Origin of the sequence: Kribbella sp. CA-293567, from assembly GCF_027627575.1 — a bacterium.
GTDB lineage: Bacteria > Actinomycetota > Actinomycetes > Propionibacteriales > Kribbellaceae > Kribbella.
This window is the reverse complement of the sequence record NZ_CP114065.1, coordinates 614,175-631,721: the sequence shown is the minus strand read 5'-3', so window position 1 is coordinate 631,721 and position 17,547 is coordinate 614,175. Positions and strand designations below refer to the sequence as shown.

At 67.0% G+C, this 17,547-nt stretch carries 16 protein-coding genes and 1 tRNA gene; 7 read left to right on the top strand and 10 right to left on the bottom strand.

Annotation, left to right across the window (positions count from 1 at the left end; genetic code table 11):
• The first annotated feature begins 90 nt into the window (after nt 1–90).
• The 3 genes from OX958_RS03020 (at nt 91) to OX958_RS03010 (ending at nt 5,416) form a co-directional block, all read left to right on the top strand.
• On the top strand, nt 91–1,080 hold the full coding sequence (locus OX958_RS03020) for a hypothetical protein (protein ID WP_270135564.1): 990 nt from the start codon (nt 91–93) through the stop codon (nt 1,078–1,080).
• 96 nt (nt 1,081–1,176) lie between these two features.
• The gene (locus OX958_RS03015; protein WP_270135562.1) at nt 1,177–4,083 is read left to right on the top strand and encodes a M36 family metallopeptidase; all 2,907 of its coding nucleotides are present in this window, start codon (nt 1,177–1,179) and stop codon (nt 4,081–4,083) included.
• A 481-nt stretch (nt 4,084–4,564) separates the two neighbouring features.
• Nucleotides 4,565–5,416 carry a hypothetical protein gene (locus tag OX958_RS03010; RefSeq protein ID WP_270135561.1) on the top strand — a complete coding sequence of 284 codons (852 nt, stop codon included), beginning with the start codon at nt 4,565–4,567 and terminating at the stop codon, nt 5,414–5,416.
• A 236-nt stretch (nt 5,417–5,652) separates the two neighbouring features.
• Here the strand turns inward: OX958_RS03010 and OX958_RS03005 are convergent, their stop codons facing one another.
• Nucleotides 5,653–5,856, bottom strand: coding sequence for a hypothetical protein (locus tag OX958_RS03005; protein WP_270135560.1), 204 nt, complete (start codon nt 5,854–5,856; stop codon nt 5,653–5,655).
• 200 nt (nt 5,857–6,056) lie between these two features.
• Nucleotides 6,057–6,950, bottom strand: coding sequence for a hypothetical protein (locus OX958_RS03000; protein ID WP_270135559.1), 894 nt, complete (start codon nt 6,948–6,950; stop codon nt 6,057–6,059).
• 24 nt (nt 6,951–6,974) lie between these two features.
• Between OX958_RS03000 and OX958_RS02995 the strand changes: the two genes are divergently transcribed.
• Nucleotides 6,975–7,493: a tyrosine-type recombinase/integrase gene (locus OX958_RS02995; protein ID WP_270135557.1), complete on the top strand. Its 519-nt coding sequence runs from the start codon at nt 6,975–6,977 to the stop codon at nt 7,491–7,493.
• A 79-nt stretch (nt 7,494–7,572) separates the two neighbouring features.
• Here the strand turns inward: OX958_RS02995 and OX958_RS02990 are convergent.
• Nucleotides 7,573–7,646: transfer RNA gene (locus OX958_RS02990), tRNA-Gly, on the bottom strand.
• A 236-nt stretch (nt 7,647–7,882) separates the two neighbouring features.
• On the opposite strand from OX958_RS02990, the gene OX958_RS02985 reads away from it, so the two are divergent.
• Nucleotides 7,883–8,323, top strand: a complete 441-nt coding sequence (locus OX958_RS02985; RefSeq protein ID WP_270135556.1) for a MarR family winged helix-turn-helix transcriptional regulator — start codon at nt 7,883–7,885, stop codon at nt 8,321–8,323.
• Nucleotides 8,324–8,492: 169 nt separating this feature from the next.
• Nucleotides 8,493–9,068 (top strand): dCTP deaminase, encoded by a 576-nt coding sequence (gene dcd / locus OX958_RS02980; RefSeq protein WP_270135555.1) that lies wholly within the window; start codon nt 8,493–8,495, stop codon nt 9,066–9,068.
• A 79-nt stretch (nt 9,069–9,147) separates the two neighbouring features.
• On the opposite strand, the gene OX958_RS02975 is transcribed toward dcd, so the two are convergent.
• From OX958_RS02975 to OX958_RS02960, 4 genes are all read right to left on the bottom strand, one after another.
• The gene (locus OX958_RS02975) at nt 9,148–10,707 is read right to left on the bottom strand and encodes a hypothetical protein (RefSeq protein WP_270135553.1); all 1,560 of its coding nucleotides are present in this window, start codon (nt 10,705–10,707) and stop codon (nt 9,148–9,150) included.
• A 123-nt stretch (nt 10,708–10,830) separates the two neighbouring features.
• Entirely contained in the window at nt 10,831–11,049 is a 219-nt protein-coding gene (locus tag OX958_RS02970) for a hypothetical protein (RefSeq protein WP_270135551.1), read from the bottom strand.
• Between the two features lie 46 nt (nt 11,050–11,095).
• Nucleotides 11,096–11,923 (bottom strand): DUF4097 family beta strand repeat-containing protein, encoded by an 828-nt coding sequence (locus OX958_RS02965; RefSeq protein ID WP_270135550.1) that lies wholly within the window; start codon nt 11,921–11,923, stop codon nt 11,096–11,098.
• Nucleotides 11,920–12,675 (bottom strand): hypothetical protein, encoded by a 756-nt coding sequence (locus OX958_RS02960; protein ID WP_270135549.1) that lies wholly within the window; start codon nt 12,673–12,675, stop codon nt 11,920–11,922. The genes OX958_RS02965 and OX958_RS02960 overlap by 4 nt, the downstream gene beginning before the upstream one ends.
• Nucleotides 12,676–12,785: 110 nt before the next feature.
• On the opposite strand from OX958_RS02960, the gene OX958_RS02955 reads away from it, so the two are divergent.
• Complete coding sequence (locus tag OX958_RS02955) at nt 12,786–13,580, top strand: SDR family NAD(P)-dependent oxidoreductase (RefSeq protein WP_270135548.1); 795 nt, start codon at nt 12,786–12,788, stop codon at nt 13,578–13,580.
• Here the strand turns inward: OX958_RS02955 and OX958_RS02950 are convergent.
• The 3 genes from OX958_RS02950 to OX958_RS02940 all read right to left on the bottom strand — a co-directional run bounded on the left by OX958_RS02950 (nt 13,577) and on the right by OX958_RS02940 (nt 17,444).
• Nucleotides 13,577–14,356: a hypothetical protein gene (locus OX958_RS02950; RefSeq protein WP_270135547.1), complete on the bottom strand. Its 780-nt coding sequence runs from the start codon at nt 14,354–14,356 to the stop codon at nt 13,577–13,579. The two genes, OX958_RS02955 and OX958_RS02950, sit on opposite strands and share 4 nt — an antisense overlap.
• Before the next feature lie 2 nt (nt 14,357–14,358).
• On the bottom strand, nt 14,359–15,204 hold the full coding sequence (locus tag OX958_RS02945; protein ID WP_270135546.1) for a hypothetical protein: 846 nt from the start codon (nt 15,202–15,204) through the stop codon (nt 14,359–14,361).
• Nucleotides 15,205–15,290: 86 nt separating this feature from the next.
• The gene (locus tag OX958_RS02940; protein WP_270135545.1) at nt 15,291–17,444 is read right to left on the bottom strand and encodes a (Fe-S)-binding protein; all 2,154 of its coding nucleotides are present in this window, start codon (nt 17,442–17,444) and stop codon (nt 15,291–15,293) included.
• Nucleotides 17,445–17,547 lie beyond the last annotated feature (103 nt).

Here is a 17,547-nt window from a genome sequence, read left to right as displayed (position 1 = left end):
GTTTCTCCCTGTCCGGGTGGGGGAGACACCAGCATCGGACCGGGGTTCGCCGCTGTTGCTCCGGGGGTGGGGGCTGCCGAAGATCGACGTATGACTTCTGTGGGGGAAATCCGAACCGTAGTACCGGCGTTGCCGGATCGTCCGCGGCGGCTGCATCGGCCACTGCTGGCCGTCACGCTCGGGCTGACCGTGATGATCGGGGTCGGCGTCGCCGGCGCTCTGCTCGACGATCGGCAGCTGCTGGGTCATCCGATCTGGATGAAACCGCTCAAGTTCGCGATGAGCTTCGCGGCGTACAGCCTGACGCTGGCCTGGTTGCTGTCCTTGCAGACCAGGGCCCGCCGGCTCGGCTGGTGGATGGGGACCGTGCTGGCCGCGGGGGTAGCGGCCGAGATGGTGATCATCACCGGGCAGGTCGTGGTGCGCGGCCGGCAGTTGCACTTCAACCAGTCGACGCCCACCGACACACTTATGCACAACCTGATGGCGCTGGCGGTCTACGTGATCTGGATCGCCGCCTTCGTGATCGCCGTGCAACTGCTCTTCGACAAGCCGGGTGACCGGGCGCTGCGCTGGAGTATCCGGCTCGCGCTGGGCACCAGCCTGGTCGGCATGCTGGCCGGATCGCTGATGTTCCGCAGTACTCCGGCCCAGGAGCAGGCGCTGGCGGAGACCGGCCGGGAGGACTTCTTCGGCGCACACTCGGTCGGCGCCGAGGACGACGGAGCTGGGATGCCCATCACCGGCTGGAGTACCGAGGGCGGCGACCTGCGGGTCGGGCACTTCCTCGGCATCCACGCGCTGCAGCTGCTCCCATTGGTTGCCCTAGGCCTCGTTCTGCTGTCCCGCCGGTTCCCCGTACTGCGTCCCGAGGGGCCGCGGACCGCGCTGGTGTGGATCGCGGCCGCGGCGTACGGGGGCTTGATCTGGCTGACTCTCTGGCAGGCTCAGCGGGGCGAATCCCTCGTACAGCCAGGACAATCGACACTCTTCGCAGCCGTGTCGTTGCTGACAGCGACAGTCGTCGCCGCGCTCGCGGTCCTGCTCCGGGCCCGAAGGACAACCCCTGCATCGGTGTAATTCCGGTGAATACCCTTCCCCGGGCCGACCGCCAGGCTTAGGGTCGGCCCGACGGGTCGTGTGGGGCGAACCGCAAAACTTTCTCTGGAGCAAGTTGTGAATGTTTCTGGCAAGGGACGGGGGCTCCTGGCGGTTACCGCTGTCGGGGTCACCACGGTCCTGGCTGTATCGGCGGGCGGCGGCGCGACCGCGGCCACCACGGCCACCCCGGACCCCAAGGCCTCGGCCGAGCGGACCAAGTCGATCGAGGCGAAGGAGCGCAAGGGCAACTACGACGCCCGGACCCCGGGTGCCCGCACGAACTACGCCCGCGCCGCCAAGGCGGTCGGCAAGGAGACCGCGGCGTCGGAGAAGTTCCGGAACTCGCTCGGCAGCCAGGGCGTCGTGTCGGTCGACCCGAACACCGGCACCCCGGAGCAGGTGACCAAGCTCAACGGCTTCCTCACCGCGCCGAGCTCGAAGAAGGCGACCGAGATCGCGCTGGGCTACGTCAAGGCGCACCCGGAGGTCTTCAAGCTGTCGGCCTCCGACCTCGGCACCCTCAAGCTGCGCAAGGACTACGTCGACGACCTCGGCACGCACCACATCTCCTGGGTCCAGGAGGTCGACGGCATCGAGGTGTTCAGCAACGGCCTGAAGGCCAACGTGACCAAGAAGGGCGAGCTGATCTCGCTCCTCGGCTCCCCGATCGCCGGCCTGGCCGGCAAGGCCGAGGCCCGTTCGGCGGCCCCCGCCCTCAGCGCCGACGCGGCCCGCTCCGCGGCCGCCGAGGACGTCGACGGCAAGGCTGCCTCGGCCACCGCGAGCAAGTCGGGAACCACCACCAAGTACAGCAACGGTGACGTCGTCCGGCCGGTCTGGTTCAACACCGCCGACGGACTGCGCAAGGGCTGGCTGACCTACGTCCAGGCCAGCGGCGGCTCGAAGATCTACAGCCACGTCATCGACGCCCAGACCGGCGGTCTGCTCTACCGCCGCGACCTGCGCAGCGACGGCCACGGCGACGCGCTGGTGACCGACAACTACCCGGGCGCCCCCAAGGGTGGCACCCAGCGCACCGAGAACCTGATCTACAACAAGTGGCTGAAGAAGGGCGCGAAGACGCTGCTCGAGGGCACCTCGGTGCAGGCCTTCGCCGACATCAACGACGACAACGAGCCGAACGCCGGCGAGACCGTCAAGGTGCCGGGCACGGCCACGGGGTCGGAGTACAAGCTGACCCCGTTCCAGGCGAACCCGCTCTGCACGCCGTCCTCGCTCTGCTCCTGGGACCCGGCCACGCCGGACTCCTGGCGGACGAACCTGAACCAGGACGTCACCAACGGCTTCTACCTGGCCAGCAACTTCCACGACTACCTGGCCAAGCCGCCGATCAGCTTCACCCCGGCGGCCGGCAACTTCGAGACCGCGGGCGGCGACCCGGTCCAGCTGAACGCGCTGGACGGCGCGGCCACCGGCGCGGACGGCGGCCCGGACGGCAACCACGTCAACAACGCGAACATGAACACCCCGCCGGACGGCATCCCGCCGGTCATGCAGATGTACCTGTTCGGCTCGGCCGGCGACGACACCACCGTCGCGACCAGCTCCTCCAACGCCGCCGACATCCTGTACCACGAGTACGGTCACGGCCTGTCCAACCGGCTGGTGGTCGACGCGACCGGCAACTCGACGCTGAACAGCATCCAGGCCGGCGCGATGGGTGAGGCCTGGAGCGACTTCTACTCCCTCGACTACCTGGTCGCGCACGGTCTGGAGAAGGACACCAAGGCCCCGGGCGAGGTGCTGGAAGGCAAGTACGTCACCGGCGGTGGCAGCATCCGCACCCAGGCCAGCGACTGCCGCGTGAAGGCGATCAGCCCGAACTGCGTCGGCCTCGACGCCTCGAAGGGTGGCTACACCTACGGCGACTTCCCGACCATCGGCGGTACGCCGGGCGTGCACGCCTCCGGTGAGGTCTGGACCCAGACGCTGTGGGACCTGCGGGAGCGCTTCGGCCGCACCTACGCGCTGAGCATCATCACCCGCGCGATGGAGCTGTCCACCGCGGACCCGACGATGCTGGACATGCGGAACGCGATCGTCCAGGCCGACCTGATCGCCAGTGGCGGCAAGAACGCCAAGATCATCTGGCAGGTCTTCGCCAACCGGGGCATGGGCTGGTTCGCCGGCGTTCTCGACGGTGGCGACGCCAACCCGGTGGAGGACTTCCACATCCCGCCGACCGGCGCCACCACCAGCATCACCGGCGCCGTGACCGACAAGGACACCGGCGCTCCGGTGGCCGGCGCGCTCGTCTTCATCGGCGGCCACGCCTCCGGCTACGCGGGTGACTACTCCGCCGTGACCGGCGCCGACGGCAAGTACACGATCAACGGCGTGCTGCCGGGTACGTACGGCAAGTTCGTCGTCTCCGGCGTCGGCTACGAGGTCCTCGGCAACCCGCTGGCGGTCAAGGCCGGCGGCACCACCGCGAACTTCGCACCCCGCCGCAACTGGGCGGCAGCCTCGGGCGGCGGTTCGATCGTCGCCTTCAACGGTCCGGACTTCTCGCCGCAGTGCGGCCCGGGCTACGCGATCGACTCCAGCCAGGGCACCGGCTGGGGCAGCACCACCGGCGACAACGCCGGTACGCCGTCCGGTGTGATGATCCCGAAGAACATCGACATCTCGCTGCCGGCCACCGTGAACATCTCCAAGTTCTCGGTCGACCCGTCCAACACCTGTGGCGACCCGGGCAGCGCCTCGACCGGTAAGTACCGGATCGAGACGTCGGTCGACGGCACCACCTGGGCGACCGCTGCGGAAGGCGAGTTCACCGCCGCCAACCGGGGCAAGTACAACGAGGTCACCCCGACCGCCAACACCGCCGGCGTGAAGTTCGTCCGGTTCGTGATGCTGAGCCCGCAGGTCCCGGACTTCGCCACGAACTGCCCGGACGGCGCCTTCGGTGGCTGCCAGTTCACCGACATGACCGAGATCCAGGTCTACGGCACCAAGTAACACCCCCGCAGTACCCGCGAGGGCCGGCCGAGCATCCGCTCGGCCGGCCCTTCGGCTTTCCCGCCACCCCGGCCCCGGCCCTGTGGAATGGTTGTCACCCCTGCTTTGCAAGGACAAACAGACCGATATTCGAAAAGCGAATACCGCCGCTGACCTGTCAGCAGCGCACCCGCCGCTACCCGCCGCCCGCTGGTCCGAAACCCGCCGAACGCAAAAACCCCAGGCCATCGGCCTGGGGTCTGCTGGAGCGGGTGACGAGAATCGAACTCGCACTGTCAGCTTGAGAACAGACTTGTCATGCTCAGCGGGCATCGCCGCGAAGGCGATACGCTTCCTCTGAGGCTAGATCTACCGCTGGTGACCGGGAATCACCAACGGCATCCATCTGGTCGGGCACGCTGCGGGCGCGACCCTCAGACGGTCGAGCTGCCGCTTCGGTGGAGGCAGCCTTGGACGACCCGCAGGTTATCAAGGGGGGAAAATGGCTAGTTCGGTGCAAAGGGTCACGAAGAGGCCGAGGATCTGGCACGCCTGGGCGGGCTCGGCGGATCAATTAGAGCGAATAGGCGCAGTGGTCGCGGATCTGGTTGAGCGCAGGAAAGAATCCCTTGTTACAAAGTATCTAGAGGACCATCCAGCGCCACCGGACCGCGAGACCGAGCAGGCGCAGGAGCATTCATATTTTCCTTACACAACCCATAAGGCAGTCACTGACGCGGCCATTCGAGACATAGAGGCCGCTTGTCAATTTCGCGCCTCCCTGACCGATCGAACATCCGACGAAGCGACGGGCGACCTTGAGTCAATTTTTGCCGAATTCGATCGCCGAACCTACCGGAAGATCATATTTTATTGCTCTTTTGGCGGTCACGAATATGTCGAAAAGGAAAAGTTGCTGCTCACAATGGAGCGCGACACAGAGGAACCAGGCGTTCGCCTCGTAGTTGAATCAGCGGATCCAGGTTGGGCAAAGCAAGCGTCTGCCGAGATATCAGAGGAGGTCGACAAGGGCTCGCAGCGCTGGGGAATAATTCACAGCCCTTTTGGAATGGTGGGAGTAACTTTCGTCCTATGGATGTTGCTCGCGACCCTCATCTACCTACTAACAACGCTAGCCAACTTCGATTGGTTCATTCGATCAATATTGGTCACCATAATCTCTCTGATTGTTGCCCTTGGGCTGATGCTGATCGAACTCACCTACTGGTGGATGTTTCCGTCAATGCAGATTCTTGCTGACGGGGAGCGATCATCCGGCGTCCGGGGATTAGGCTACATAGCTCTACTGCTGCTGACCACGGTCATCGCCGTCGCAGTCAACACGATTAAGTAGGTTTCAGGAAGCCAGCGAAGCGCCAGGCGCATGCGTCCCATCGGTCTAGATCTCCTCCAGCTCCGCACGGAGCTGGAGGGCAAGCCGTTCGACTACGGCTCTTGGGATAGTCGGGCCATCGGTTTCATTTAGCAGGCGTTAAACCGACATCGCCGCATCGTTGATACCCGCATCCCAACCCTCTCCGAAGGCCCGTTGATGCTACGGGAGTCGCTCGATCAGACCGAGCGGGCTCATCAGTCCTCCAACCACTCCGTACCGGCAGAATCCCGGTGGTGACCCTTGTGGTAGCCGCGAAGGCAGGCGCGGCCGGTGGTCGGATGGATGCCGTCGCAGGCGTCCGCCGAATGCAGGACAGGCCAGCCACGGGCATCCTTCTCAATGCCGTTCGTTTCCTCAGCAATCTGCCGCCCGGCGTATGCCCCGTTGATCGCGTTCATGCGGTAACGCTAGGTGCGCGTCAATGACGCGATAGCGACAAACTATCTCTATGGGTCTTCCGTCCCTAGGCGGTTAGAACGCCGACCTTCTCCGCTAGGGCGACGGCATCCGCTTTCAGTGGCCCCTTTGCCGTTCGCGCCAAATCTGACACCAGGGAGCGGCCTGACGGCGTGTACCGAACCGTCTCCGGCGACGCTGCCTAAGCCCGCGTCATCCAGTGCAGGGTTCCCGCCTGGTCTTTGCGCAGGTGTTGGGCGCGGGCCATTTCCACGAGGACCCGTGACCGTCGCTCAACGCTCGGCACGGTGGATAGGTCGATCCGCTCGGCTCGATCGAGCGCCACGCCAGGAGTGCGGAGATCGACGCCGATGGAGACAGCGTGGAAGTCGGCATTGCCCCGGCCGAAGACAGTCCACGGGTGGGCGTAACCAGCCGGGAGCCGATCGGCCGCGCGGTCGGCCAGGTCGCAATGACGCCAGGCGTCGCCTTCCATGCCCATCCGTGCGCGGGTGACCGCTGCGTGCAGATGCAGCGCGCCGTACATTCCGCGAACATCAGCGGAACCGTGCTCCAGTTGCGGCTCTAGCGCCCCGGCTGCTTCCTCAACAATGTGAACGGCCTCGTCGGCATAGCCAGTCTCCCGGAGCCCGTTCCCGAACGTCCACGCTGCGCCGGCCAAAGTCAGATGATCGTCTGCATCCTGCGCGGCTGTCCGACCTCGGTCCACGATGACCCAATACAGCTCGGCTTCACAGCCGTACGCGAGTGCCTGCTGTGCCAGATGCCAGACCTCCGCCAGCACCGCATATGCCTTGCGTCGTTCAGCGCCCTCCAGCACGCGAGGGAGCGCTTGCGCGTCCCGAATAAGTGATGGGAGCAGCGCACCTACCTCGGTGCGCTGAAAGCGGGATGCGTGCCAAAGACGCCACGCCTCGGCAACCCGGCCGCGCAGCACATCGACAGTCGGCGGTTCCTCAGCAGAGCGCTGGAACAACGGACCCCGTACCGCATCGCGGACCTCAGCAACGAAAGGCAGGATGGTGCGATCGTCGCTAACGGGAACCGCCGTCGTTCCACCAGTGAGGACAGACAAGTCACTGACCTGCAGAGGCAGGACGTGGACCTGGAGAACGGCGTCATCCGAGTTCGGCGGACGGTAGTTGAGTTGCCGACCGGCGAGCTGCGGACCGGGCCGCCGAAGTCGGCAGCGGGTCGGCGCACGATCTTCCTGGATGACTTCGTGTTGGACGATATCCGGACGCACTTCGCGGTCTATGTGGAATCGAAATCAGATGCCTTCGTATTCAGCGGCTCGAAGGGCGCGCAGTTGCGGCGATCGACCTTCCAGCGCAACTGGCGACGCGGACTCGCGGCGGCCGACCTGGTCGGCCGCGTGCACTTCCACGACCTGCGGCACACCGGCAACACCTGGGCTGCGGAGTCAGGCGCGACGCTACAAGAACTGATGGAGCGCATGGGGCATGCAAGTAGTCGCGCTGCGCTGATCTACCAACACACCAACGACGAACGTCGTCGCAAGCTGGCGCGGGGAATGTCAGAACGTGTGAGGAAGGAACTGCAAGAGAGTCCGGACGGGGCGAATTCGGAAGACCTTCCAGAGGCGTCAGGCACGTAGCGGGCACGGAGGCTCTACCCGACCCCTGAGACGACGAAACCCCAGGTCAGGAACCTGCCTCTGACCTGGGGTTTTGCTGTGGAGCGGGTGACGAGAATCGAACTCGCACTGTCAGCTTGGGAAGCTGATGTTCTGCCATTGAACTACACCCGCGGATCTGCCGGTTCCCCGGCGGACTCAGAGGATCATACCTGGTCGGTGGGGCGGTTTGCACGGGGGGTTATCGGGCAGTTTTCCACAAAGGGCACGCCCAGGACTGGGCAGGCCGGTCATCTTCTGGCAGATTAGAACGCGTTGCCGGGGGCAACATTCGACGCAACGTGAGGATGCGGTCCCGACTGGGGCCGGACAAGATGGTTGCGGGGCAACTGAAAAAGAAGGGGTGAACGGTGGCAACTGACACTAACGATGCTCTGGAGAACCTGGAGAAGGAGCTCGTCACGCTCGCTCGCAGGCTACGGAGCCTGCAGCGGACGCTGTCCGACGAGGCGCATCCGGATCTGGAGCCGGCGCAGTACGCGCTGCTGAACCACGTCGAGGAACTGGCGCCGGTGCGGATGGCCGACCTGGTCGCGGCGCTCGAGGTGGACAAGGGTCCGGTCAGCCGGGCCTGCGCGCGACTCGAGGAAGAGGGTCTGCTGAAGCGGGCCGCGGACAAGTCGGACGCACGGGCGACCCTGCTGACGCTGACGGCGAGTGGCAAGCGCAAGCTCGCCGCGGCCCGGAAGAAGCGCCACAAGGTGGTCGAGGAGTTGCTGAAGGACTGGTCGCCGGCGCAGGTGAAGACCTTCGCGGGCCAGGTCTCGAAGTTCAACAAGCTCGCTCACTGAGCCGTTGCCGAGGGCCCGTAGCCGCACGCACGGTCCGGGGAGCTGAGGGCTCCGGAACAGGCACGCGGAAGAGGTCCCGGCAGGACCGGCACCGATCGGTCGACGATCGTGGCTGCGAGTTCGCAGCCACGAGAGGCGGAGTTGCAGCACGCTGCGGTAGGTTGCGTTCGTGCTGCTCTCCGACCGTGACATCCTGGCCGAGCTCGACGCGAAGCGGGTCCAGCTGGACCCGTTCGATGCTGCGATGGTGCAGCCGTCGAGTGTCGACGTACGGCTGGACCGATTCTTCCGGGTGTTCGAGAACCATCGCTACCCGCACATCGATCCGGCCGAGGAACAGCCCGACCTGACCCGTGAGGTCCAGCCGGAGAACGACGAGCCCTTCATTCTGCATCCGGGCGAGTTCGTGCTCGGCTCCACCTACGAACTGGTGACGCTGCCCGACGACGTTGCAGCGCGGGTCGAGGGCAAGTCCTCGCTCGGTCGCCTCGGCCTGCTCACCCACGCCACCGCCGGCTTCATCGATCCCGGCTTCTCCGGGCACGTGACGCTGGAGCTGTCGAACGTGGCGACGCTGCCGATCAAGCTCTGGCCCGGGATGAAGATCGGCCAGCTCTGCTTCTTCCGGCTGTCGTCCCCGGCCCGGCACCCGTACGGTTCGGCCAAGTACGGCTCGCGCTACCAGGGCCAGCGGGGACCGACCCCGTCGCGCTCCCACCAGAACTTCCTCCGCGGCAACATCTGAGCCGCGGTACTCCGAGCCGAGTACGACGAAGGCCCCCGCAGCAGCGCTGCGGGGGCCTTCCTCTTCGGTACCGGGTGGCTCAGCCGATCGCCTTCTGCACGACCAGGATGTTCTCGCTGCCCAGCGGCGCGGTGCTGCCGGCGGCGAGCAGATAGGTGCTGCCGTACTTCGAGACCGCGGCCGGCGACTTCGGCTCGCCGTAGATCAGTGACGGCTTGCCCCAGGGAGCACGGTTCTCGACGCCGGGGCTCGTGCTGCCGTCACCGCTCGGCGTCACGCCATCGGTCGGCGTCGTGCCATCGGTCGGCGTCTCGCCACCGGTCGGCGTCTCGCCATCACCCGGGCTCTGGTTGGTGCCCGGCGTCGGCGTCGGGACCGGAACGTCCTCGCCGGTCCTGGCATCCAGTACGGCGGGCAGCGTCTGCGCCTGGCCGTACACGTAGCCGTTGTAGACGGTGCTCACCTCGGGAACCACCCGGCTGCCGGACGCCGACGAGTAGCCCCAGCTCTTCTTCCCGGTCGCGTCGTCGAAGGCCACGATCTCCTGGATCTTCTGGCCGCCGCTCGGGTTGTCGAGGCTGTAGTTGCAGACCGTGCTGGTGAGGTGGTCGGAGTGGCAGGCGAGGCCGATGCCGTCGGAGGAGTTCGGGAGCTTCGTCTCGACCACTGCCCCGGAGGCGATGTCGACGGCGTACACCGAGCCCTGGTAGTGGTGGTCGTACTTGGTGTCCTGGATGTAGCCGCGGCCGGAGACGAAAGCGTGCTTGCCGCCGGTGCCGAGCGGGGTCAGGTAGTTCATCGCCGGGACCGGAACGGTCTTCTTGATCGTCGCGGCGGCGCCGTCGGCGACCACGAGCGCCAGGTTCTTGGCGCCTTCCTTGCCCTCGCCCTTCGCGCCGACCACGGTGCCGTTGAGCACGCCCGCGACCTGAACGTCCGGGATCGCGCTGCCCTTCTTGGTCTTCGGGTCCGCGTAGGCGGTGACGGTGCCGGACTTCGCGCCGGCCGAACCGGCCCTGAGGCTGATCGCCACCTGGCCGGTGGCCGGGTCGTACGCGTGGCTGATCAGGTTGCCGCCGACCTTGCCCGCGCCGATCGCCGGGGAGAGGTCGACCGCGACGCTGGACAGCACCTTGCCGTCGGCCGGGTCGATCCACTGGAACGCGACCTGCCCGTGAGCCTTCTGCGTGCCGCCGGCCTCCACCCGATGGATGTACGCCGTCGCGATCACTTCCTTGCCGTCCAGCTGCACGGCCACCGGCTGGGCGAAGTCGCCGACCTTGGTCGACGCGATCTCCTTGGCCGGCACCTGCCAGCTCTGGCTGCCGTCGAGCCAGACGCCGTTGAGCCCGGTCTTGTTCGCGTACAGCGTGGTCTTGCCGACCATGCCCGCCTTGCCGGGATCGATCTCGAAGTCTCCTTCGGGCCGGTCCTGGGCCACCGCGGTGAAGGGGCTGAAGGCCTTGGGCGGATCGAAGCTCGGCAGCTCAGGGGTGGCGGGGGCCGGAGTCGCGGCCGTGGTGTCCCCGCCGTCCCCGGAAGGCGAGTCGGCCTTCTTGTCGTCTCCACCGCTGCAGCCGGTCAACAGCACGGCCGCGACGGCAACAGTGACCAAAGGGCGGGCCAACGGACGCAACATCGTTTCTTACTCCCCAAGTTTCGACCACAGTGACGCCAGCACGCTAGCAGCGTCAGCGGCCCGGAGTCGTGACCAGACCGATGCGTTGCAACAAGCTGCAAAGTGCCTGAACAGTCACCGATCTCACCGCACCACTGACAGGCCGGTACGCCGGTGGCGCGGCTGCGGCTCGAGCCGGTCGGCCAGCCGCCGCAGTACCGTGGCGAGCTCGTGGCGCGGCCCGGCGGCCTCGCCCTCGGACCGCAGCAGCTCCCGCTGTTCCTTGCCCAGGGCCCGTAGTTCGGCGAGCCGGATCTGCTCGGCGACCCGGTAGCGGGCGACCTCTTGGTGTTCGCTGATCATGACACTGTCCCCTCGGATGATCCCCGTCGAATGATGTGGTGGTTCTTCAGACCCGGACGACGATGATGTCGCCGGAGACGGTCCGCGCCCGCAGCATCAGCGAGGGCTCTCCCTCGGCCGGCTGCCGGCCCGGCTCCAGGTCGCACTGGATCTGCCCGGTCACCGTCTTCAGGTCGAGATAGGTCGGCACCCCGTCCGGTACGCCGATCTGGACGTCGCCGCGAGCGGTCTCCGCCCGGACGCTGGGCCCCTCGGCCGACTCGACCCGGACGTCGCCCGAGCCGGAGGTCGCGACCGAGTGGTCCCGGATCCGCTCGATGGTGATGTCGCCCGAGCCGACCTTGACCGTGGTCGGTCCGGCCGTGTCGCCGAGCCGGACGTCACCCGACCCGGTGGTCACGCCGACCTGGCCGACCGACTCACCGATGTCGATGCCGCCGGAACCGGTCTTGATCCGGACCGCGCCCGCGGCCGATCCGATCCGGACGTCGCCGCTGCCGGCGTTGGCCGCCAGGTCGCCGTCGACCCGCTCGGCACGGATGTCACCGGAGCCGGTGGAGAGCCGGGCCTCACCGAGCGGCATCCGCGCGGTGATGTCACCCGACCCGGTCTGGATCCGGGCGTCGAGGGTGGCCGGAGTGGCGATCCGGACCCGGATCTCCGGGCCGCGCCGGACGTTCTTCGGGCCGTCGACGACCAGTTCGCCGTTGACCACCTCGAAGACCACGTCGCCCTCGTTGCCGCTGTCGACCTCCAGGTCGACGGTCGTCTTCTCGCCGTCGGCCGGACGGATCTCCACCAGCCCCGAACCGATCTCGATCCGGACCCGGTCGATCTCGCCGGCTTCGCCGATCAACTGGCTGCTGTAGCTCACTGTGCCCACCCCTGCATGCGCTGGCCCGGGCCACGTCCACCCCGGCGTTTTCCCTGGTCACCGCGGTCGCCACGGCGCTCGTCCCGCTCGGTACGCCGGTCGCCGCGGTCGCCCCGGCGCCCCTCGCCGAACAGACCGTCCGGACCGAAGACACCCTCGGGCCCGAAGACGCCGTCCTTGCCGAAGATCCCCTCCGGGCCGAGCGGTCCGTCCGGTCCGAGCGGTCCGTCGGGAGCGAAGATGCCCGGCCGCGGCGGCTTCGGCGGGCGCGGCGGGCGGCCGTAGCCGCCGCGGCCGGTCAGCGCCGTCATCACGGTGCGCATCAGCCACGCGTTCGAGGAGATGCCGTCGGCGGTGGCGGCCTCGTCCACCTTGTTCTTCACCGACATCGGCAGCCGCAGCGTGATCCGCGCGGTCGGCTCGTCGGCGTCGGGCGCGAGCTCGTCGGTCACCGGTCCGCCGGTGTGGTCGTCGTCCAGGTCGTCGTCGTCGGCACCCGTCAGCTGGCTCGGAGCCGGCGTGACCACGAACTCGGGGCGGCCACCGGCCATCCGGAGCTCGACCGATCCGGGTGACAGCTCACGGCTGATCTCCCCGGCGGCGTCGGACAGGGCTGAGATGAGGGCCAGCCGGCCCGCATCGTCCAGCGTTGCTCCGAGGCGCTGGGCCACCGAGCGAGTTTGGTCGTCGGCCAGCGCGGTGGCGTTCTCCACGCTACGGCGGACCGACTCGAGGTAGTGATCAAGTTCCATGACGCAATCATGACGTCATAGTGACGTCACTGTCAACACCTTCTGATGTCACGCCGCCGCCGAACTGGCGTCAGGGCAGAATGGGCCGAAGTCGACGAGAGGGGTTCGGGATGTCCAGAGGAGTGCTTGTCACCGGTGCGTCACGAGGTGTCGGAGCCGAGGTGGCGAAGGTCTTCGCCGCGGCCGGCGACCGGGTCGTTCTGCACTGCCGGGGTGCGGTGGACAAGGCGTCCGCGGTACTGGCCGAGCTTCCCGGCGAGGGGCATTCGGTGGTTTCCGGGGACCTCGGCGACCCAGCCGGAATCCCTGCACTGGTTGAGGAATCGGCGCGAAACCTCGGACGCATCAACGTCCTGGTCAACAACGCGGCACTGTTCGTCGACGACCCGGTCGCGGGGTCGCGGCGGATCGGGCACCCGTTGGCCGACACCTCGTACGACGACTGGGTGGCGGCCTGGCGACGGACGCTCGCGGTCAACCTGGAGGGAGCGGCACACCTGACCTGGTGTGTGGCCCGGCAGATGCTCGACGTGGAGCCGGCCGACGGCGTCAGGAGAGGCGTGATCGTCAACGTCGGGTCGCGAGGCGCTTATCGCGGAGAGCCGGACGTACCGGCGTACGGGGCGAGCAAGGCGGGACTACACGCGTTCGGACAGTCGATGGCGGTCGCGTTGGCGCCCCATGACATCACCGTGACGTCAATCGCGCCCGGGTTCATCGCGACGGACATGGCCGCGCAAGGGCTCAACGGCCCCGGCGGCGACGCCGTCCGCGCGCAGAGCCCGTTCGGCCGGGTGGCCACGGCTCCCGAGGTCGCCGCGGCGGTGCACTGGCTGGCTTCCCCCGAAGCCGGCTGGTCGAGCGGCGCGGTCCTCGACTTCAACGGCGCCTCGTATCTGCGCTAACTGCGCGTCTTGGTGATCATCCTGGCCGAGGGAGCCGTGATCGGCGCGACGCTGTCGTAGCCGGTCACGGTGACCTGGGTTTCTCCGGACAGCATCTTGTACGTGAGGCGGTCCGCACCGACCCAGATCGACTGGACCGAAGTCTTCGGCAGCCCGGCCGGCCGCTTCATCCCGAGCGCCCGCAGCATGGCGGCGTTGTTCATCGTGACGTCGTACCGGTCGACCTTGCGGTAGCCGATCGTGTCGCTGGCGACGAACTTCACCCTGACCACGGCTTTGCGCATCGCCTTGTTCGACTTGGCCGGATCGACACCGTCGAACAACCGCGCCATGGCAACGGCTGTCGGGTCCTTGGTGGCCTTCGGGTCGTACTTCAGGTACTTCCCGCGCGCCTCCGGGATCGGCAGGTGCAGGTACAGGACCTCGTTGATCAGGATGGCGTGGGCCACGCCGCCGAACTGCGGACCACTCAGGTCGATCCGCATCGCGGCCGGCTGATAGGTCTGGGTGACGGTCGCGATGACCACCTGCCCGTTGAGGCTGATCCGCATCACCCCGGCCCAGGACTTCACCTTGGCGTAGGCAGCGAGGGTCACCGGCACGAAGGTTGCGGTCGTCAACCGGGCGGGCGGCTTGGCGGCCTTGGCCTGTGCGGCCACAGCCGGCTTCGCCGTACCGGTGACCGGCTTGACCGCCGCATCGTCGGCACAGCCTGCGAGGCCGACGAGCAGCGGCAGGGTGGTGGCCAGTGCCACCACCCTGAAGCGGAATCTCACGATCAGCGCTTCGCGACGATCTTGCTCGCCGGCGGAGCCGCGATGGCGACCGGCTGGTTGTAGTCGGACATCGTCATCAGCATGCTGACGCCGGGCATCTCGAACTTCATCTGGTAGATCAGCTTGTCGCTGCCCATCCAGGTCGAGTACACCAGCGTCTTCGGTACGCCGGCTGTTCCGGCGGGGATCTGCTGGCCCATGGCCTTCAGTGCCTTGGCGGTGTCGACGGTCACGTCGTACCGGTCCAGCTCGCGGCCGCCGATCGTCTCGGTCTTCACGAACTTGACGCTCTGCAGGCTCTTGTCCCAGCCCTTGTACGACTTCATCGGGTCGGCGTTCTGGAGCAGCTCGCCGTACTGCTTGACCGCCGGGTCCTTGCTGTTCTTCAGATCCAGCTTGACAAACTTGCCGGCCGGCGTCTGCTGTGGGATCGACAGGTACAGGTTCGACCCGACCAGGATCATCTGTACCGCGCCATCGGCCGCCGGCAGGGCCATCTCCAGCTTCATCGCCAGCGGACTGGTGGTCTGCGCCGAGGTCATGGTGATCTTCTGGCCACCGGCCGTCATCACGGTCTTGGCCTTCCACGACTTCGCCTGGCCGGTGCCCGCCTTGAGCGCCGGCAGGAAGCTGGCGTTGGTCAGCCGGAGCGGCTCCTGGGCCGCCGGCGGCGCCACCGGAGTACTGCTGGGTGTCGCTGTCGGTGTGCTGCTGGTCACCGACGCGGACGGCGTCGTGCCGCCACCGGCCTGGTCACCGGTCGCCTTGTCGCCCCCGCCACACGCCGCGACACCCAAGATCATCGGCAGCGCCACCACGGTGACCGCTGCCCGAGTACGAAACTTCACGATTTCCCTCCCCATTGGAACAACCAACGGAGCTTAAGGGCCGAACCGCTGACTGGGAAGGGATATTGCAGGAAGTTGCAGTGAACTCAGTCGCCGCGCTTCACCGAGGCGAGCAGCAGCTGGGCCACGTCGGCGACCTCGACCTCTTCGCGCGCCGATCCGTCGGCCTGCTTGGAGGTCAGCCCGTCCGACAGCATCACCCGGCAGAACGGGCAGCCGGTGGCGATCTTGTCGGCGCCGGTGTCGACCGCCTCGGTGGTCCGGTTCACGTTGATCCGGCTCCCGGTCTTCTCCTCCATCCACATCCGCGCGCCACCCGCGCCGCAGCAGAACGACTTGGTCCGGTTGCGCGGCATCTCGGCGTACTCCGCGCCCGGGATGATCTCGAGCAGCTCGCGCGGAGCGTCGTACACCTGGTTGTGCCGGCCCAGGTAGCACGGGTCGTGGTAGGTGATCTTCTGGCCGTTCAGCGAGCTGTCCGCCGGGGCGACCGGGGTCAGCTTGCCCTCCCGGACCAGCCGGTTCAGCAGTTGCGTGTGGTGGATGACGTCCAGTTCGACGCCGAACTGGGAGTACTCGTTCTTCAGCGTGTTGAAGCAGTGCGCGCAGGTGGAGACGACCTTCTTCACGCCGGTCTCCTTGAACACCTCGGCGTTCTGCATGGCCAGCTGCTGGAACACGAACTCGTTACCGGCCCGCCGCGCCGGGTCACCCGAGCAGGTCTCGCCGTCACCCAGTACGGCGAACGAGACGCCCGCCAGGTTCAGCAACTCGGCGACCGCCTGTGTGGTCTTCTTCGCGCGGTCCTCGAAGGCACCGGCGCAGCCGACCCAGAACAGGTACTCGACCTCGGCCAGCGTCTCGACGTCGGTCCCGACCTGCTTGACCTCGAACGGCAGGCCCTTGGCCCAGTCCATCCGGCCGGACGGGTTCATGTTCCACGGGTTGCCCTTGTTCTCCAGGCCCTTGAACAGCCCGTTGAGCTCGGACGGGAACGACGACTCGATCATCACCTGGTAGCGGCGCATGTCCATGATCGCGTCCACGTGCTCGATGTCGACCGGGCACTGCTGAACGCAGGCGCCGCACGAGGTGCAGTCCCACAGCGCCTCCTGGTCGATCACGGCGACGTCCGGCGAGCCGACCAGCGGCCGCTCCTGCTCGGCCAGTACCAGCTCGGGCAGCGACTTGCGCTCCTCGTCGGAGGAGGCCAGCAGGTACGGCGCCTTGGCGAACGCGTGCTCGCGCAGGTTCATCACGATCAGCTTGGGCGACAGCGGCTTGTCGGTGTTCCAGGCCGGGCACTGCGACTGGCAGCGGCCGCACTCGGTGCAGGTGGTGAAGTCGAGCAGGCCCTTCCAGGTGAAGTCCTCGACCTTGCCGACGCCGAGCGCGGCGTCCTCGTCCAGCTCCTCGATGTTCTCGAAGTCGAGCGGCTCGCCCTTGACCATGATCGGCTGCAGTCCGCCGAGCGCGGTGCCGCCGTCGGCCTTGCGCTTGAACCAGATGTTCGGCCAGGCGGTGAACCGGTGCCAGGCCACGCCCATGGTCGCGTTCAGCGAGATGGTGATCATCCAGGCGAACGAGATCAGGATCTTGATCATCGCGACCAGGTAGACCGTGTTCTCCAGCGCGTTCTCGCTCAGGCCACCGAACAGCGCCTGGCCGACGAACCACGTGGACGGGAAGTGGAACTTGCTGCCCGCGCCGAGCTCGTACTCCAGTCCGCGCAGCAACAGGATGCAGATCAACACGCCGAGGATCGTGTACTCGACGTAGTACGCCTGCCAGCCGCGGGAGCCGAAGAACCGGCTGTACCGGCCCTCCGAACCGCTCGGCCGGTGGCGCAACCGGATCACCATCAACGCGACGATCGAGACCAGACCGGTCCAGGTGAGGAACTCGCTGAACCACTCGAAGACGAACCAGTGGCCGATGATCGGCAGCGCGAAGTGCGCGTCGAACAGCTGCCCGAACGCCGTCACCAGGCTGAGCACCAGCCCGAGGAAGCCGAACGCGACGAACCAGTGCAGGACGCCGATATGGCTCCACTGCAGCATCCGGGTGTGCAGCAACGTCTCCTTGGCCAGCGTCGCGGTGCGCTGTCCCGGATGGTCGGTGCGGCCGGCGGCCGGCTGGCCCAGCTTGATGACGGACACGATGTGCCCGATCGTCCTGCCGAACAACGCGATGCCGACGGTGGCGATCGCGAGTGATACGACGATGGCGAGGATCTGCATACCAGCGATGTTATTGGTTGGTTACCGGTCAGTCATGTCGGTGTCGGCCTCATCACCCCCCGCGTGTTGCGTCTCACTTGTTCCAGCGCGGTGAGCGGACGCC